This window comes from Flavonifractor hominis (assembly GCF_040095835.1).
In the GTDB taxonomy this organism is placed as follows: domain Bacteria; phylum Bacillota; class Clostridia; order Oscillospirales; family Oscillospiraceae; genus Flavonifractor; species Flavonifractor hominis.
On sequence record NZ_JBBMFT010000001.1, the window covers coordinates 312,054 to 327,981 of the forward strand.

At 47.3% G+C, this 15,928-nt stretch carries 19 protein-coding genes and 1 tRNA gene; 4 read left to right on the forward strand and 16 right to left on the reverse strand.

The features are described from left to right. Positions 1–19: 19 nt before the first annotated feature. The 6 genes from WMO45_RS01610 to WMO45_RS01635 form a co-directional block, all read right to left on the reverse strand. Entirely contained in the window at positions 20–391 is a 372-nt protein-coding gene (locus WMO45_RS01610) for a YraN family protein (RefSeq protein WP_349138899.1), read from the reverse strand. Further along, positions 388–999 carry a ribonuclease HII gene (rnhB, locus tag WMO45_RS01615; RefSeq protein ID WP_349138900.1) on the reverse strand — a complete coding sequence of 204 codons (612 nt, stop codon included), beginning with the start codon at positions 997–999 and terminating at the stop codon, positions 388–390. Before rnhB ends, WMO45_RS01610 begins: the two co-directional genes overlap by 4 nt. A 3-nt stretch (positions 1,000–1,002) precedes the next feature. Then, entirely contained in the window at positions 1,003–1,869 is an 867-nt protein-coding gene (gene ylqF, locus WMO45_RS01620) for a ribosome biogenesis GTPase YlqF (RefSeq protein WP_349138901.1), read from the reverse strand. A 134-nt stretch (positions 1,870–2,003) separates the two neighbouring features. Then, positions 2,004–2,345, reverse strand: coding sequence for a 50S ribosomal protein L19 (gene rplS / locus WMO45_RS01625; protein WP_349138902.1), 342 nt, complete (start codon positions 2,343–2,345; stop codon positions 2,004–2,006). Positions 2,346–2,482: 137 nt separating this feature from the next. Continuing rightward, the gene (locus tag WMO45_RS01630) at positions 2,483–3,082 is read right to left on the reverse strand and encodes a site-2 protease family protein (RefSeq protein ID WP_349138904.1); all 600 of its coding nucleotides are present in this window, start codon (positions 3,080–3,082) and stop codon (positions 2,483–2,485) included. After that, positions 3,082–4,089 (reverse strand): M23 family metallopeptidase, encoded by a 1,008-nt coding sequence (locus tag WMO45_RS01635; RefSeq protein WP_349138905.1) that lies wholly within the window; start codon positions 4,087–4,089, stop codon positions 3,082–3,084. The genes WMO45_RS01630 and WMO45_RS01635 overlap by 1 nt, the downstream gene beginning before the upstream one ends. A gap of 182 nt (positions 4,090–4,271) precedes the next feature. Here WMO45_RS01635 and WMO45_RS01640 point away from each other — a divergent pair. From WMO45_RS01640 to WMO45_RS01650, 3 genes are all read left to right on the forward strand, one after another. Continuing rightward, a tRNA-Pro gene (locus WMO45_RS01640) sits at positions 4,272–4,348 on the forward strand. Positions 4,349–4,594: 246 nt separating this feature from the next. Further along, entirely contained in the window at positions 4,595–5,032 is a 438-nt protein-coding gene (locus WMO45_RS01645) for a DUF6883 domain-containing protein (RefSeq protein ID WP_349138906.1), read from the forward strand. Between the two features lies 1 nt (position 5,033). Continuing rightward, entirely contained in the window at positions 5,034–5,342 is a 309-nt protein-coding gene (locus WMO45_RS01650) for a hypothetical protein (protein WP_349138907.1), read from the forward strand. A 671-nt stretch (positions 5,343–6,013) separates the two neighbouring features. On the opposite strand, the gene WMO45_RS01655 is transcribed toward WMO45_RS01650, so the two are convergent. The 10 genes from WMO45_RS01655 to WMO45_RS01695 form a co-directional block, all read right to left on the reverse strand. Continuing rightward, on the reverse strand, positions 6,014–6,673 hold the full coding sequence (locus WMO45_RS01655; RefSeq protein ID WP_349138908.1) for a hypothetical protein: 660 nt from the start codon (positions 6,671–6,673) through the stop codon (positions 6,014–6,016). 49 nt (positions 6,674–6,722) lie between these two features. Then, entirely contained in the window at positions 6,723–6,962 is a 240-nt protein-coding gene (locus WMO45_RS13655) for an RHS repeat-associated core domain-containing protein (protein ID WP_353963427.1), read from the reverse strand. Next, complete coding sequence (locus tag WMO45_RS01660) at positions 6,848–7,306, reverse strand: hypothetical protein (RefSeq protein ID WP_349138909.1); 459 nt, start codon at positions 7,304–7,306, stop codon at positions 6,848–6,850. Before WMO45_RS01660 ends, WMO45_RS13655 begins: the two co-directional genes overlap by 115 nt. A gap of 35 nt (positions 7,307–7,341) precedes the next feature. Beyond that, a complete protein-coding gene (locus WMO45_RS01665) occupies positions 7,342–7,812 on the reverse strand; it encodes a hypothetical protein (RefSeq protein ID WP_349138910.1) in 471 nt (156 codons plus the stop codon). 535 nt (positions 7,813–8,347) lie between these two features. Further along, positions 8,348–9,154 (reverse strand): hypothetical protein, encoded by an 807-nt coding sequence (locus WMO45_RS01670; protein ID WP_349138911.1) that lies wholly within the window; start codon positions 9,152–9,154, stop codon positions 8,348–8,350. Positions 9,155–9,736: 582 nt separating this feature from the next. Continuing rightward, entirely contained in the window at positions 9,737–10,231 is a 495-nt protein-coding gene (locus WMO45_RS01675; protein WP_349138912.1) for a hypothetical protein, read from the reverse strand. Beyond that, a complete protein-coding gene (locus WMO45_RS01680) occupies positions 10,228–10,569 on the reverse strand; it encodes a hypothetical protein (RefSeq protein ID WP_349138913.1) in 342 nt (113 codons plus the stop codon). The genes WMO45_RS01675 and WMO45_RS01680 overlap by 4 nt, the downstream gene beginning before the upstream one ends. Positions 10,570–11,017: 448 nt before the next feature. Then, positions 11,018–11,545 (reverse strand): hypothetical protein, encoded by a 528-nt coding sequence (locus WMO45_RS01685; RefSeq protein WP_349138914.1) that lies wholly within the window; start codon positions 11,543–11,545, stop codon positions 11,018–11,020. A 337-nt stretch (positions 11,546–11,882) separates the two neighbouring features. Continuing rightward, on the reverse strand, positions 11,883–12,917 hold the full coding sequence (gene queA / locus WMO45_RS01690; protein ID WP_349139327.1) for a tRNA preQ1(34) S-adenosylmethionine ribosyltransferase-isomerase QueA: 1,035 nt from the start codon (positions 12,915–12,917) through the stop codon (positions 11,883–11,885). Continuing rightward, complete coding sequence (locus WMO45_RS01695; RefSeq protein WP_349138915.1) at positions 12,914–14,602, reverse strand: SpoIID/LytB domain-containing protein; 1,689 nt, start codon at positions 14,600–14,602, stop codon at positions 12,914–12,916. The genes queA and WMO45_RS01695 overlap by 4 nt, the downstream gene beginning before the upstream one ends. Positions 14,603–14,836: 234 nt before the next feature. Between WMO45_RS01695 and asd the strand changes: the two genes are divergently transcribed. Next, complete coding sequence (gene asd / locus WMO45_RS01700) at positions 14,837–15,922, forward strand: aspartate-semialdehyde dehydrogenase (RefSeq protein WP_349138916.1); 1,086 nt, start codon at positions 14,837–14,839, stop codon at positions 15,920–15,922. Positions 15,923–15,928: the final 6 nt, after the last annotated feature.

A 15,928-nucleotide genomic window follows, 5' to 3' on the forward strand; every position in this document is an offset into this window, starting at 1 on the left:
CGTGGTCCCCTCCTTCTGACTAAAATGCGTTTTCTATATACTCAATGGAGGGATGCCGGGTGGACATACCCTCTGGTGCATAGACCTCAGCCACGTCAAAGCGAGGCTGAAGGCCCCCCGTTCCATGCTCTGACAGCCACAATTCTGCTGAAGCACGAAGCCGTCGCTGTTTTGCCGGACCAACAGCCTCTCTTGCTGAAGCAAAACAATTATTTTTCCGTAGCTTTACCTCTGTAAAGATTAAATACTGGCCAGTACTTGCAATCAGGTCTATTTCGCCGAAACGAGTACGATATCCAGCGGCTAGTATGTGGTACCCTTTCTGCCTGAGATCCTCTGCCACCAGTGCTTCTCCCCAACGTCCCAACAAATTGGTGTCTACTCGGCTCATAAATTCTTTAAAAACGTCTTACGGTGGATCGGACAGGGACCATATTGCCGCAGTAGTTCGTAGTGGCGTTTGGTACCGTAGCCCTTATGGCGCTCAAATTCATACTGCGGATAATCGCGTGCGACTTCTTCCATATAGCGATCCCGGCTGACCTTGGCTAAGATGGAGGCTGCGGCGATAGAGGATGACAAGCTATCTCCCTTTACGACTGTTAAGTGAGGAGTTGTGATAGCAGCTCCTTTACCTCGATCACGGTTCCCGTCAATAAGAGCGAACGCAGGAGATGGTGAAAGCTGATCAATCGCTAGCTGCATGGCTTTTATACGGGCAGTGAGAATATCTGTGGCGTCGATCTCTTCCGCCTCGACTCTGGCAATAGCCCAAGCGAGTGCAGTCTGCTGGATTACATCAAAGAGAAGGGCGCGTCTCTTGGGGGAGACCTTTTTGGAGTCATTAAGGCCGGGGATAGAACACTCCGGCGGCAGGATGACTGCTGCTGCATATACAGGCCCGGCCAGCGGTCCAGCACCTGCTTCATCACAGCCGCACACTAAGGTTATCCCCTGTGTCCAACATTCACGCTCCAGCTGCCAAAGATCATGCTCCATCCGTCATTCCCCTTTGTCCAAATCTTGAGGTGACTCAAGTGTAAAGGTTCCGAGCTTTCCAGAACGATACTCATCCAGCAAGATTTTTGCCATGCGTTCAGTATCCACATCTCCACCAGAGATCAAGAATCCACGCTTCCGGCCACAGAGCTCCAACAACTGCCAACCTGCCAATGAAGAATCGACTTCCACTTTATAGCGGGCGGTCAATGCTTCTGGATACCGTCTGGCCAAAATCTCCATCAAGTGACAGGCCAGAGTTTCCACATCCATGATCTCATCCTTTACCGCGCCGGTGAAGGCCAGATGGATCCCCGTGATCTCGTCCTCAAACTTTGGCCACAGGATGCCGGGAGTATCTAATAAGTCCAGGCCAGCATCAACACTGACCCACTGTTTACCACGGGTAACGCCGGGCCGGTTGCCGGCCTTGGCAGATTTCCGTTTGGCTACCTGATTGATAAATGTAGATTTACCTACGTTCGGCACACCCACTACCATGGCTCGGATAGGCCGACCTACCAGTCCCTTTGCCTTCCACTGTTCCAGTTTGTCCCGCAGTGCAGTCCGGATCACAGAGGAAAATTGCTTGATGCCTTTGCCGTCTCTGGCATTGGTCTCCAAAACAGCCCATCCCTGAGCGCGAAACCACTCGCCCCACACACGGTTCATGTCCGGATCGGCCTGGTCTGCACGATTGAGCACGATCAAACGCGGTTTATCTCCCACTAATTCGTCAATATCAGGATTGCGGCTGGAAATAGGGATACGGGCATCAATAATCTCGGCCACCAAATCCACCAGTTTCAGGTCCGCCTGAATCTGCCGACGGGTCTTGGTCATGTGGCCGGGATACCATTGGATATTCATTTTCCCGCCTCCTTCTCAAGTCACTTATCGTTTTATTATACTCAATATTGTCTTATTTGAAAAGAGGATGCTTTATAAAATCTCTGAAATAGCAAATGGGAGAGGCGTTTGCCTCTCCCATTTTACAGGTACGATCAAATGCGCTCCTTGACCTTGGCGCTCTTACCAACGCGGTCACGCAGATAGTAGAGCTTTGCCCGACGGACCTTACCCTTGCGGACGGTCTCGATCTTCTCGATCGTGGGGGCATGGATGGGGAACACCTTCTCCACGCCAACACCATAAGAGATACGGCGTACAGTGATGGTCTCCTCGATGCCGCCGTGCTTCTTAGCAATCACGGTGCCCTCAAAAACCTGGATACGTTCACGGTTGCCTTCTTTGATGTGCACGTGCACGCGAACGGTATCGCCCACTTCTGCCACGGGGGGCTCAGCCTTCTGGTATTTGGCGCTAAAAGCCTGCATGAGATCCATATTTATTGTTCCTCCTAGTTTATAGGTGTTCGTGCCGCCATTCGTGCCGCTTACACTTGAAGCTGCGACCGCAGAGGACCACCCTTTATTGAGACTGCAATAGTTTACCATACGTTTCCGAGGATTGCAAGAAAAATTTAAATTCTGTTGAGTTTTTTTGACTCACTGGTGCAAATGGAAAACAACAACCATCCGGCTGTGAGCAGCAATGTCACGTTTTTCCGGCCGTAGACCCACAACGTCCCCCCAGCCAGGACCAGAACCAGGCAGACGATGCCAGAAAGAATCCTTACAACTTGTGCTGCGGTCCGTTCACCCGTTAGAAGAGCGAATATATGCAGAGCAATCCGTCCGCCGTCCAGCTGAGCTGCCGGCAGTAGATTGAACCAGGCTAATGCCAGATTCATTCCGGCTGCACAGTATCCCCATGGGCTTTGCAGCCTGGCTACCGCGTATGCCAGCATCAGGTTGACTGCTGGTCCAGCCAGCGCTGCGAGAAGCTCCTGTACATGCCCCAGAGGTTTTCGGGATGACAGGCGAATTTCAGCTCCCACACAACTTAGACGGATGTAACTAATTTGACCGCCAAGAATATACACGGCAATTAGGTGCCCCAATTCGTGCATCGTACAGAATCCGAGTCCCCACAGCAGAAGTCCGTCTTCATCCAGATAATATAAAACGGCAAGCAGCAGCAAAAAACTGCCGCTGATCTCCAGCCGCTTCCATTGCAGCATTAGGCCTCCGTTTCGATATAATAAAGCGGATTGATTCGGATACCATTTAATTTCATTTCAAAATGCAAGTGTGGACCGGTAGCATTTCCCGTATCACCAGAGAGCGCTACGACCTGTCCAGCCTTTACACTCTGTCCCTGCTGTACCAGCAATTCGCTGCAATGGGCATAGAATGTCTGAAGGCCGCCTGCGTGGTTGATTTGTAGGTAGAGTCCATAGACCGGGCTGTCTCCAATATAGTCAATGGTACCATCAGCAAAGGCCAACACATCCGTTCCATTATTAACTGCTAGGTCTACTCCATTATGAAATTTTTCTCCTCCATCCACCGGATGTTCCCGCCAGCCAAAGGGAGAAGAGACCCAGCCTAATGCCGGAGTCACTGTGTTAGATACGCCAAATGTTTCCAATATATACTTATCCATGCTGGTGTTTTCGGGTAATGTAGGACCATCATAGACTACGTGCTCTACAGTCGGTTGTGGTGTGGCTTGGGGAGTCTGGACTGGCTCTGCCACTTGTGTTTCCTGTGCTTCAGACGTAGTTTCTGGAACAATTCCAAAGGTCTCTATCCAATGTTCAGTAAGAGTGACCTGTTCCGGATACCCGCTAAGAAAGGTTGCCTGAGTCTGAAATGTGGCTGTTTGTACGGCTTTATGGGACTTACTGGACTCCAATGTGCCGCCTCCGAATACCTCTACCCAAAGGCCCTCTAATGTATCTGTGACTGGTTCTCCTGTTGTCACAGAGCGCCCCAATTCCGAAAAGACCGCTTCAAAGTCGGTATCCTCCTGAATCATTGCCAAACAGGTATCCCGTATTTGTACTATATTTTTCGGAAAGATTCCTTTCCCCAGAAAAACGATAAAAAACAATACCAGACAAGTCAAAAGCTGCATCAGACGCCGCCGTTCCCGCACACCAAAACTGGTCTTTTTGGCGTGACGCCGTTTTGACCGGTCGCGGTTTCCGTGTCTGCTTTCCCATGTTCGGCTGCTCATCTCCATACCGGCGCCCTTCCCTTCTGTAACGTGTCGCTATAGGTATATGCGGGCTTGTTTGTGGGTATGCAGAAATGTTTAGGCTGAAAGAGAATTGCAGATGTAAGGAAATTATTCTCTTGACAACCTATAGGGAAAACATTATAATAACATACGGCGTCTATTGAAGTAGAATATACGCTTTCTATCCGGGTGTGGCGAAGCTTGGTATCGCGCTTGGTTCGGGTCCAAGAGGCCGTGGGTTCGAATCCCGCCACTCGGACCATCGGAGTATCCTTCGGGGTACTCCGATTTTTTATTTTTAAAATTTTTTGTAGTAGCTGTACGGAAACATGCAACTTTTTGCTTATTTCCCCTTATTTGTGAAGAATGATTTTCTTGTACTTTTAAGGGGGAATAAATGTTGTACTATAAATGATGTTTCGGTACAATACAAAAGGGTGCAGGACTACCAAGCTGGGTCAAATGGACGCACCATTCAGAGGGTGAAACCCACTGTGAAGAGTGCTTGATGCTGGATGGCTGCTGGTTTTCGGAAAGAAATGCGCCGCCCTGCCCACATCATCCCTACTGCCATTGCGCATTGGATCCTATTCCGTATGCTGTAGTGTTTGGCAATGCTTCAGTATACAGCGATTATGGTAAATTTGATCCTTATTTATTTAACACAACCGGCCTGCAAACACATAATAAAGAAAAACTCTTCAAAGAATGGGGATATACTGTCGACGATGCAAGATGGCTGCAAGCAGAGGTAGAACGGCAAGCGAGGGAAAGTTATATCTCTGGGCAATATGAGCTCGGAAAGTTAAATATGTTTGGACAAAGAATCAATATCAGAGTAACTATTCCAAAGAAAGATGGCTTTGGCAATGTTTCTTTTGTCACAGGTTGGATGGTAAAACCCAACGGGCAGATAAAACTGAATACGCCATACGGAGGTAAATAATATGACATACATGGACAATGTAGAAGTTATCGTCGAAAAGGAAAAGTACACAAGAGATGGCGTTCATAAAGGTATGCAAGGGTGGATCACTGAACCAGAAAACATCAACGGATATTGGTTGGTTAATTTTCCCCGGTGCGGTGAAAAGAATGATATTGCTACAATTCCCGTCAGGGAAGAAGATATGAAAGTGGTGAAAATCCTTGATGCACGCATGAACGAGCAAATCAAGGCGCAATTTGAAAAAGAAGCCGATCAGGCAAAAACATTTGCCGAAAAGCTGGATGATCGTTCTAATTATCGTATCTAATGGTATAAAAACCTCTTGCTTGCTACGCTAAAACCATTGATATGACTGGATTTTTCCAAGCCCTATAATTACACTTCGTCCACCTAATAGCCTTGAAAACAAAGGGTTTCAAGGCTGCTTTTTTGTTATTTAGTCTGTATATAAAGCATATAGAAATTATTTGGGTCATGATACACAACCGCCGGAATCGGATGATTCCGGCGGCTGCCCTACTAGGTGTTTTGTTTGGAAATATTATTTTTCAAATATTTATAAATTTTGTACAAATCGGTCTCCTGCTGTGTGTGGTAGAAAACCGTGGCCGCTTGCACGTGTACCATATGGATCATTGCAAAATGTTCATCACTTTCTATTCCATTATAGCGAATACGGAATTTACCAACGAATGGCTGGTTGACTGTAACACTGACATGGACTCTGCTTCTGCCCTTTTTTATAGCTCCAGTACAGCTGGGGATAGTCCAAAACAAAGCACTGTCCGACGTACATCCCGATATCATGTATGATATATTCCGTAGTGGAAGTAAACCGCATTCGATTGATAAAGGATTCACCAAATATTTTGGCGCCATCCCCCATCTTTTCGATCTCTTCCTTCGGTGTTTTCTCTATTCGGGCCGTTTTCAAAAAGCAGCTCCATATCAATATCAGGGATTCTACCGAGTCGTCCTTCATGTATTCTCCCAATTGCTACCGCTTTCTACAATCCAATCAACGTACTTAATACTTTTTGATGTGTCTACTTGCATTGACTTTGCATGACCGGGTTGTGGTTCTTCTGTTGGCCAATACAGATACCGATTCATATTAAGCATTCGTTCCAATAAAGTTTTAAAAGTACTGCCTGTAAGAGCCTCATCACCATTGAGATTTTGTACTTCATCCGATTGCAACAACCCAACTTCCTCTGCCTCAGGTATGATATTTTCCCATTCCACACTTGTAGAATCTTTTAAGCAACGAAGCATAAATGCAAGACATTCTTTTGTTGTGACATCTCTATTGGGTTCAAAATTGCCAATGTTCCGAGTGTCTAAGTTCACACCAGTTGCAACATCACTAAACTTTGCTAAAATAATATACCCAGCATTTAAATCATTATCTATATCATAAAATACGGGTTGATCGAAATCCATATCAGCATACATTGCAGCAGTATTTTTATCAATTCCAACCAACTGCATAACTGAAGCAATACAATTTTCTCTGGATATATTTGTATTCTCATCAACATAGGGCGCAATAGCCCTTATTATATTACTGCACGGATTATCTTCCGCACGATCAGAGGCGGATACAACCAAATTTGAAAATATAGCTAATGAAATCATAATTATTATTATTTTCCTCAACATTAATATGCCGCCCTTCTTCCCATTTTCACATATCCCGGGTCATTTTGGTGAACCTTATCATATTCTTGTTTGTAATACCTCTTAAGATAATTGGCAGCCTGGTTCTATCTGTAAACATCACCGGGTTATTGTTATCGTAAATATACCAATTCAATTTATCTCTTTCGGGATTTTTAGAAATAAATTTACCAATACTTGGATTATAGTATCTGGTGCGTAGATAATAAAACCGGATTCCTGGTGAAAATACTCCCCGAAGTAGCAGAAGGGGGGTATCTCCGAGGTCGGCCTCGCGCCCACTCCAAACGCGTCATAGTTGTACTGCTGGATTATGCTGCCGTTTTCTCCGGTGAGCCGCACCACATCCCCGGGGACATTGCGGTGATAGCAGGAAACGTTGCCTGCTTCCTCTGGAGGCCACCAGCCAAATCCCTGTGCGGGTGCGCGCGCTTCTACCACCAGTTCCATTGCTTCCGGGTCTGATAGATAGCTTTGGACTTCATGCACCTTATCCGCCCAGACCAGTGTTCCCTCAAAATCCAGAACCTGGAATTTTGTGCCTCCGGCCCGGGAGGTAAACGCCGCATAAACGATGCTGTCCACTACCATCCGAATTCAGCATCAAAGTCCTCCGCCTCTTTATTCTATTTGTTCTCTTGCTTCTCTAGTTCTTCAAAAAATGCTATTACAATTTTATTTTGCTTTGTAAAAATTTTATTGGCTAATCCTATATAAAGTTTTGTAAGTAAAAACCCAAAAACAAATAGTAGAGCCTCATTTGGAATAAGATAAACTATTTGACTGCCACCTAAGTATGAAAGTAATAGGAATATTAGTGAAAAAGCAATGAATATACCTATAGCAAATTTATAAAAAATCTGAGGCGCGCCAAATCTCCCTTGAATCGTTGTTTTCCCATCATGCTCATAAGCTTTTGCGACAAATGATGTCTGACCTCTTATTGGTAGTCCTCCAAATATTAGTTTGGGTGACTGTACTACAAGTTCCCCCTTATGAAATCTAACATATAGCTTTTCTTGGTAGGCCTTGGTTTTTATTGTTGACAAAACCTCATCCAAACCCGTTTGTATTGTATAAACATATTTTTTCCCCAATGTCCTCACCACCTCAAATCAAATTTTTTGCTATCCTACTACTTCCAAAAGAACATCCTTCTGTTCTTGTAAAAGACCATCATATATGCTGCTGATTGCACGCGAAATTCCATCTCTAAACCACTCCAAACCCATCATAGGCATGCTGCTGGATCACACCGCTGCTTTCGCCGGTGAGCTGCACCCCATCCGCCCAGACCAGTGTTTGCTAAAAAACAGTATTTGGAACCGTGCAACTCCGGCCCGAAAGATGAACGCCGCATCCCGGTTGGTGTCTCGATCTTCTGCATCCATGAACTTTTGTGGTGGAACCAGCACCTCAATATCATCCGGACCATAAACGATGCCGTGGAGATGTTGAAGTGCGCATTATATGCCCCATGAAACGAGGAGCTAAGTACTTTCCGTTGTGTCAGCTATGAGCATGGTGCCCTGGAGTATATGGCCCAGGGAGCCACGTATTTTACAGACTGCCGTCTGACTTCTCCTGCTCTGGCTGGTAAATACCAGGTAGCATCTTCCAAGGTTGCATTCGTCACTGCTTCCAAAATGATTTCAGTATATCTCTGGAATAAGCCTCATTTTCCGCAAGGATGGCCTGAAAGTACTTGGTATCGCCCATTTGGAGATGTATTCGATCCTCTTCCCACTGTGCTATTTCCTTTGCTCTGGAAATCCGATTTTCATCACTCAGCCATCCGTTTTCACATCCGCTTTGATAGGCACGTTTATTGTTCATCTCCAGCGCTCTACAGCTTTTCAACGCATAAGCATAGTCACCGCTTTTGAGCGCCATATAATATTTTGAACTGTCAAATATATTCACTCCTCCGTTTGGATGGACCTTTGGCGTATCTCCCTCCATCCAAACTTTGGCAAGCCGATTCCGCTCAAAAAGCCGCTCCACTTCTATCAGCGCCTGCAATGCCGTGGCACAGCTGTCTGCACGTTCAAATAGCGGCAGCAAATATGTGGTCAGATACCTCATAATTTCAGCCACGCAGACATCTATGCTTTCAGGTTCCGGTTGATAGTACCAATTCGTAATATCATAATCGGACGTATAATCGGGTCCATAAAACGGAATTAATTCAAACTGCTTTAAATAATATAGCCCTACACCACTCTCCAGCCAATTCTCCTGTAGTTTTTCACACAGCGGCACCACGCCAAAGCCAACTCGGACTATTTTTCCAGCGGACTGCCGTCCTAATTTTTCAATGTCGAAACTTTGATATACGTCGTTAACCACTCTTCCAAACACTCTCTTGTACCGTCGAAAGCCATACGGAAAAACAATAGAAGCACACGTTTTATAATATTTGCGGTTAAAATCGTCCATGGTATTTCCCCTATGTTACATAGCAGCTGCAGGAACCAAAAAAACAGGGGCCGCAGCTCCACCAGCTACATAGATGAGGTATGGCGGAGCTGCAATGACAATAATGCCTGCAACTGCTTCTCGTATGATTTTCCAGTCTGCAACAGAATAATAGTCATATGCAATTATTCCATCGCCCGCATACTCCCAGCTAACATAAAAGTCGTTATTCCACTTTTATGTGTAAATGAGCTCGGATCAATTTCTCCGCTTTTTTCAGTGTAACTGTTTCTTTCTTATGCCATTTGTTACTTACGTATTTTTCTAATTGTGTTTTTCCCTTTTTGCTCGGATTATCCTTCACATACTCCATCATACTGTAGTGCACAGGAGCGTCGCTCAGCTTTACCCGCTGGCGTACCAAATTCCCGCTGTTGTCATAGCAGTACAGACTCTGGGATACAGATGTACCATCCATTGGCTGTTTGTTCCAACAAACAGTCCAACGCATCTTGCCGAAAAAATCTGGCATAATATTGGGGGCTTAGTTTGTGGCTCCCTGGAGCATAGGTCCAGGGAGCCACTCGGTTCTATGTACAGTTATTATACGTTTTCCTCCAGGGCTATGACATCGATCAAAGCTCCCGACCGTCTTCCATACACAAATTCGTAGCGGTGATATTCTTCCAATTCGAAGTAGCGGGAGGAAGTCAATACTTTCTTTTTGCCTTTGATTTTGACTATGATTTTGAAGTAAAGCGTTTGCCCCATATTTTCCTCCCTCCCCTTTTTCATTTTTTCATATATCATCTTATCCAAAAAGGCCGTTGTATGAAACACATATTGCTCCCTGAACAACCCTTTCTCTCTGCAATAATCTTTTCGCATGAGATCAATCCACGCCTGAATGGAAAACACCACAAAAGAAGATACGTAGTGGATCAGCCAGGCTCCTACTACAAATATACTGCAAAATAAAAGCATTACATATCGAAAGATAAGACCAGAAATGCATCCATAAAGCATAGCACCTGTTATGAACAGGAAGCAAAACAGTTCCAAAATATATGGACGGATTTGCTTTTTATCGTTATTCATTGTCGGCTCCCCATTTTTATTGTCTTTCTAATAATCGTTAATTCATGATTTGTAATATTCCAGATATGATTTAATAGTGATTTCTGCTGTGTCCTTGTGAGAGTTGCAAAATGAGCTTGAAATGCCTTTATCAGTACATTTGCAGCCGCTTCTCCAAGCATTCCAGCTGCTGTTCCTACAGTAATCACTTCTACGACATCACGTTCAGAATTTATTTCAACCGCTATGAATTGCACAGCCATATTGCCAAGCGCCCCTATAACCGATGCAGCTGCAAACTTTGCAACAGCAGGTGCCGAGTTGTTTACAATTGGAATTACAGAAATTGCTCCACTCACAGCTCCTGCAAGTAATGCTCTTCCAATTTCTTTTGGCCAGTAAATCCGGCATTTACAAGCGCTCCAACCCAAGCTCCGATTGCAATTGTTACAAGAAGACTTATTCCACTATAGATTTCCTCTCTGCCGTATCGCATATAGACAAAAGCATCATTGCGTGCCGCCTGTGCATTCCGCTGGACTGGGTTATCCCCATAAATTATGTTAGCCGGATTCCTGGTCAAAATACTCCCCGCAGTAGCGGAACGGATTGGTATCTTTGGTATCAGCCCCGCTCCACTCCAAATGTGTCATAGTCGCACTGCTGGATCACAGTACGTGTGCTCTTCTACCACCTGTTCCGTTGCTTCCGGGTCCTGCAGGTATATCTGAACCTCGATGACTGATAACAGCTTTAATTTGGTTTGGGGATCCCTGGAGCCACATGCTCCAAGAGTTCTACGTATAATTATTGTACGTTTTCCTCCAAGGCTATGACATCGATCAGAGTACCTGACCGTCTTCCATACACAAATTCGTAGTGGTGATGCTCTTTTAAGTCAAAGTAGCTGGAGGAGGTCAATACTTTTATTCCGTCTTTGGTTTTGACTATGATTTTGAAACCAAACGTTTGCTTCATCTTTTCATCTTTCATCCGTCTTATATTTTCATACTTTCCCTTTCCCTTTTTCATTTTCTCATATATTACCTTATCCAAGAGGGAGTCTGCACGAAGCACATATTGTTCTCTAAATAACGCATTCTCCCTGCAATAGTCTTTTCGTATGAGATCAATCAACGCCTGAACGGAAAACACTGCAAAAGAACATATGTATTGGATCAGCCAGACTACTACTACAAATGTACAGACAAATAAAAATGTAGGGGATTCAGCGATAAGGCCAGAAATGCCTCCATAAAGCATTGCGCCTATTATGAACAGAAATCCAAGCAGTTCCCCAATATATGGACAGATTTGATTCTTATCCTTATTCATTGTCGGACACCTCGTTTACTGTTGAATCTAATGTTGAGAAAACAAATAGCATCGGGCCCGTATTTTTATAAGTGGATATTTTTAATATAGTCTTTTAAACGAATAATTTCAATGGAATTTCTAATATATATTGCATCTTCTATGCGGTTTAGATGAAGAAAAACACACAGCAGGACGGGCGCTTTGAGGTGCCCGTTCTGCTGTGTGTTTTCGATTTTGTGTAGGTGTTGCTCTGTGGGACAATTTAATCCAGAGCCCCGATAAACATTGCATCTCCCATCCTTATGGGAGACCAGATTTCAGGAAAATCACAACTTTTTTGGTTCATTGGAAAATTTTAGATCTGGTCTCCAATGAACATCGCATCGCCAAAAGAGAAAAAGCGATAGCGTTGTTCTACAGCCTCACGATATGCGGCTAGAATGTGCTCTCGTCCGGCCAGTGCGGATACCAACATAATTAACGTGGATTCCGGAAGATGGAAGTTGGTAATCAGACCATCCAACACCTTAAAGCGATAACCGGGATAGATAAAAATATTGGTCCAGCCGGCGCTTTCTTTCAGGGTGCCGTCTTCTGCAGCCCAGCTTTCAATGGTACGGCAAGAGGTGGTGCCAACACAAATGACCCGGCCGCCTTCCCGACGAGTCCGATTGATCGTTTCGGCTGTTTCAGCGGAAATCATACAATATTCACTGTGCATCTCGTGGTCCAGAATGTCCTCCTCCTTTACCGGACGGAAGGTGCCAAGTCCCACGTGAAGCGTTACATAACAAATGTGAACGCCCATTTTCTCAATTTGACAAAGCAGATCTTTGGTAAAATGGAGACCAGCTGTGGGGGCGGCGGCTGAGCCAACCTCTCTGGAATACACGGTTTGGTACCGCTCCGGATCGTTGAGCTCCACTTTGATATAGGGAGGCAGGGGCATTTTGCCCAGCCGTTCCAACGTTTCCAGGAAGATTCCCTCGTATTCAAAGCGGACCAGGCGGTTCCCCCCCTCGCATACCTCTACCACTTCTGCCTTCAACTCGCCATCGCCAAAGGACAGTCGGGTGCCAGGTTTGAGTTTGCGGCCGGGGCGCACCAGGCACTCCCAGGTTTTGTTTCCACGGTCGATGAGCAGCAGTACCTCCACCGCACCTCCAGTAGGTTCCCGATGCCCGATGAGTCGGGCCGGCAAGACGCGGGAATCATTGAGGACCAGGCAGTCCCCGGGACGAAGGAGTGTGGGTAGATCAAAAAAGTGCATGTGCCTGGTGGCACCGGTATGCTTGTCCAGTGCCAGCAGCCGGGAGGAATCCCGACGCTCCAGCGGCGTCTGGGCAATCAGTTCTTCCGGCAAATAAAAATCAAAATCAGCGGTCTTTATGGTTGACGCACCTCGATTCCAGTATAATAAAAGCTAAGAATGTCCTGATATGTATACCCTTGCTGGGCCATGGAATAAGCACCCCATTGGCTCATGCCTACATTATGCCCCCAGCCGGAGCCAGTGATGGTGAAGCTGTCAGGTGAACTGCTGCCACCGGAAGCAGAGGAGGTCAAGGGGACCGTGTTTCCGTCACCAGTGATGACATAGACCTGACCATCAGACAGCGTGCTGGTACTTCCGGCTCCATCTATGGCCCAGGCGCCGTTAAGTGTACTTAGTGTACCGGTGCCGTCTACGGAATAGCTCCCGCCGCTGGAGTTCCCGCTCCCCCCGGACACCGTATAATGGATGGAGCGCAGCCCCAGAAACGTCCGGCAGGCGTCACCGGTTTTGCTCCAGCTCTTACCAGAAGAATCTGTAAAGGTAATTTCAATGGCGTTTCCAGTTGGGCTGGTCTTGCTGACCCGGAAATCGACAATGCCGGAGTTAATGTAACCCTTGGAATTGAGCAAATCGGTGAGTTCCTGAGCGGTATAGGTTACGCTCCAGTTGTAATTGGAAATCTTATCTGCTACGGTTGCCTCATAAGGATCTGTTTTGCCGATCAGATAGGGGTACTCCTGTCCCCATACATTGACTGCACTCTCACTGGCTCCACCGTTATGAGAGGAATAGACCGCCTCTGTTGCCAAGGAGCCGTTGTACCAGAGGTATTGTCCGCGGGTCTCATCTACGGCTTGTTGGCTGGTTTCACTCATGGTGGCGATCCCGCTGTATGCCTGACAGTCCACTGTGTTGCAGATATCAAAGCCCTGACCGGTGTGCTTGCTGGCCAGAAGATTTCGGTAAGCATATGTGCGTGCGCAAACTGCCTGAGCTTTCAGAGCTTCCAGCGGCCAAGTGGGGCTCATTTCCTGGATGACGACACCTTGTATATAATCTTCCAACGGAAGTACGTTGACTACGGTCAGGTTCCCGCCGCTGCGTCGATACTGAAATGCTCCGAAATAGGAGTAACCTCGAAAATAGGTCTCAGTCTTGACAGAATCGTCCAATCCCGGCTTCACTGCAAGGTACTGTCCCGAGGTGCTGTCAAACTGAAACAGGATCGTGCTGGTACCGGTTTTGACTACCGATACGCCGGCGCCGGAGGCGGTGACCGCTGTAGCGTCCGTCAACCCCAGCGTGACCTGGGCTGCCTGAGCAGCAGTTGCATCCAGATAGTTACCGACCCGGACGTAATAAACTCCGTCTACCCAGGCTGGAAAACCGCCTGCATACTGGGCGGCGGCAGCGGATGCCTGTGCAAAGTCGGAATAGGTCTGGGGCAGCTGCAGATGCCAGCACCCCACTGCAATATCCGAGGTAATGGTATCGTAATAGCCGGACCAGTTGTCTATCTTGCCGTACCAGACGTTCTGGGTCTTTACCATGGAGATGGCAGTCTCACTGGTATTTCCCAAAGTGACAAACTCCAGTGATTCATCAAAATAGCCGAAACGGTAGCCGCTGCCCACATCGTTAAGCAAATTAGCGCCTGGCAGTGCACTGCTTCCAAAAAACAGTCCGACCCGGATGGTTGGGTCTACCGTTACCGTGGCCGCAGAGGCGTGCGGTAAGGGCAGCATGCACGCCACTGCCAGCACAAACGCTGCAAATTGCAGCCATTTTAAACGTTTCATTTGTATCTTTTCTCATCTCGCTTCCGTTGACACTGTGGCAGAATGTGTGGTAATATTTTTCAAGTTAAACTGTTAAATACCCACCAAGCGGGGCAATCCCCTATCTGTGACATTATAGTACAAAATCAGCCGGCCTGTAAACCGCTGATTTTCTTTTTCTAGGTTCCTCAATTTGCCGGTCTGAGACAAGCCGGTGTTGGAATAGAATCTCATGAACGATGGAGGGCTTTGATTATGGAAAAGTATAGAGTTGGCGTCATCGGCGGTACCGGCATGGTGGGCCAGCGCTTCATCACCCTGCTGGAACATCACCCCTGGTTCCAGCTTGCCGCGATTGCAGCCAGCAGCCGTTCAGCGGGCAAGACGTATGAGCAGGCGGTGGGTTCTCGTTGGGCGATGAAGACCCCGATGCCTGAGCAGGCCCGCAATATGGTGGTTCTCAATGCTGAGAGCGATATTGAGACCATTGCCTCCCAGGTGGATTTCGTATTCTCTGCTGTGGATATGAAGAAAGAAGAAATCCAGGCCCTGGAAGAAGCGTACGCCAAACATGAATGCCCGGTGGTGTCCAACAACTCTGCCCACCGCTGGACCGCTGACGTGCCCATGGTGGTACCTGAAATCAACCCGGAGCATCTGGAGGTCATTCCTGCCCAGCGCAAGCGCCTGGGGACCCAGCGGGGCTTTATCGCGGTGAAATCCAACTGCTCCCTGCAGAGCTATGTCCCTGCGCTGCATCCGCTGCTGCCCTTTGGTGTGGAACAGGTGCTGGTGTGTACCTATCAGGCGATCTCCGGGGCGGGCAAGACCTTTGAGACCTGGCCCGAGATGGTGGACAATGTCATTCCCTACATCGGCGGTGAGGAGGAGAAGAGCGAGCGGGAGCCGCTGAAGCTCTGGGGCCGGGTGGAGAACGGTGTTATCGTCAATGCCGATGGGCCCGCTATCACGGCCCAGTGCCTGCGTGTACCGGCTTCCGATGGGCATATGGCCGCTGTCTTTGTCCGCTTCCGGAACAAACCTTCTATGGAGGAGATCAAGTCTGTTTGGGCGGGCTTCCGTGGCCGTGCTCAGCAGCTGGAACTTCCCTCTGCTCCCAAGCAATTTCTGCATTATTTTGAAGAGCCTGATCGTCCTCAGACCCGGTTGGACCGGATGTGTGAGAACGGTATGGCGGTGTGCATTGGCCGCCTGCGCCCGGATACCCAGTATGATTACAAGTTTGTCTGCCTGTCCCACAACACCCTCCGCGGCGCAGCCGGCGGTGCGGTCCTTCTGGCTGAACTTCTGTGTGCGGAGGGTTACATCCAAAGGAGGTAATCCCAC

Bases quoted from the DNA above. Each gene is read 5' to 3' on its own strand.
- WMO45_RS01685 (WP_349138914.1), bottom strand. From the start codon at position 11,545: ATGAATAAGGATAAGAATCAAATCTGTCCATATATTGGGGAACTGCTT.
- WMO45_RS01660 (WP_349138909.1), bottom strand. From the start codon at position 7,306: ATGGTAGTGGACAGCATCGTTTATGCGGCGTTTACCTCCCGGGCCGGA.
- rnhB (WP_349138900.1), bottom strand. From the start codon at position 999: ATGGAGCATGATCTTTGGCAGCTGGAGCGTGAATGTTGGACACAGGGG.
- WMO45_RS01675 (WP_349138912.1), bottom strand. From the start codon at position 10,231: ATGAATAACGATAAAAAGCAAATCCGTCCATATATTTTGGAACTGTTT.
- WMO45_RS01670 (WP_349138911.1), bottom strand. From the start codon at position 9,154: ATGGACGATTTTAACCGCAAATATTATAAAACGTGTGCTTCTATTGTT.
- WMO45_RS01610 (WP_349138899.1), bottom strand. From the start codon at position 391: ATGAGCCGAGTAGACACCAATTTGTTGGGACGTTGGGGAGAAGCACTG.
- rplS (WP_349138902.1), bottom strand. From the start codon at position 2,345: ATGGATCTCATGCAGGCTTTTAGCGCCAAATACCAGAAGGCTGAGCCC.
- WMO45_RS01630 (WP_349138904.1), bottom strand. From the start codon at position 3,082: ATGCTGCAATGGAAGCGGCTGGAGATCAGCGGCAGTTTTTTGCTGCTG.
- WMO45_RS01645 (WP_349138906.1), top strand. From the start codon at position 4,595: ATGCTGGATGGCTGCTGGTTTTCGGAAAGAAATGCGCCGCCCTGCCCA.
- WMO45_RS01635 (WP_349138905.1), bottom strand. From the start codon at position 4,089: ATGGAGATGAGCAGCCGAACATGGGAAAGCAGACACGGAAACCGCGAC.
- WMO45_RS01695 (WP_349138915.1), bottom strand. From the start codon at position 14,602: ATGAAACGTTTAAAATGGCTGCAATTTGCAGCGTTTGTGCTGGCAGTG.
- asd (WP_349138916.1), top strand. From the start codon at position 14,837: ATGGAAAAGTATAGAGTTGGCGTCATCGGCGGTACCGGCATGGTGGGC.
- WMO45_RS01650 (WP_349138907.1), top strand. From the start codon at position 5,034: ATGACATACATGGACAATGTAGAAGTTATCGTCGAAAAGGAAAAGTAC.
- WMO45_RS01655 (WP_349138908.1), bottom strand. From the start codon at position 6,673: ATGATTTCATTAGCTATATTTTCAAATTTGGTTGTATCCGCCTCTGAT.
- ylqF (WP_349138901.1), bottom strand. From the start codon at position 1,869: ATGAATATCCAATGGTATCCCGGCCACATGACCAAGACCCGTCGGCAG.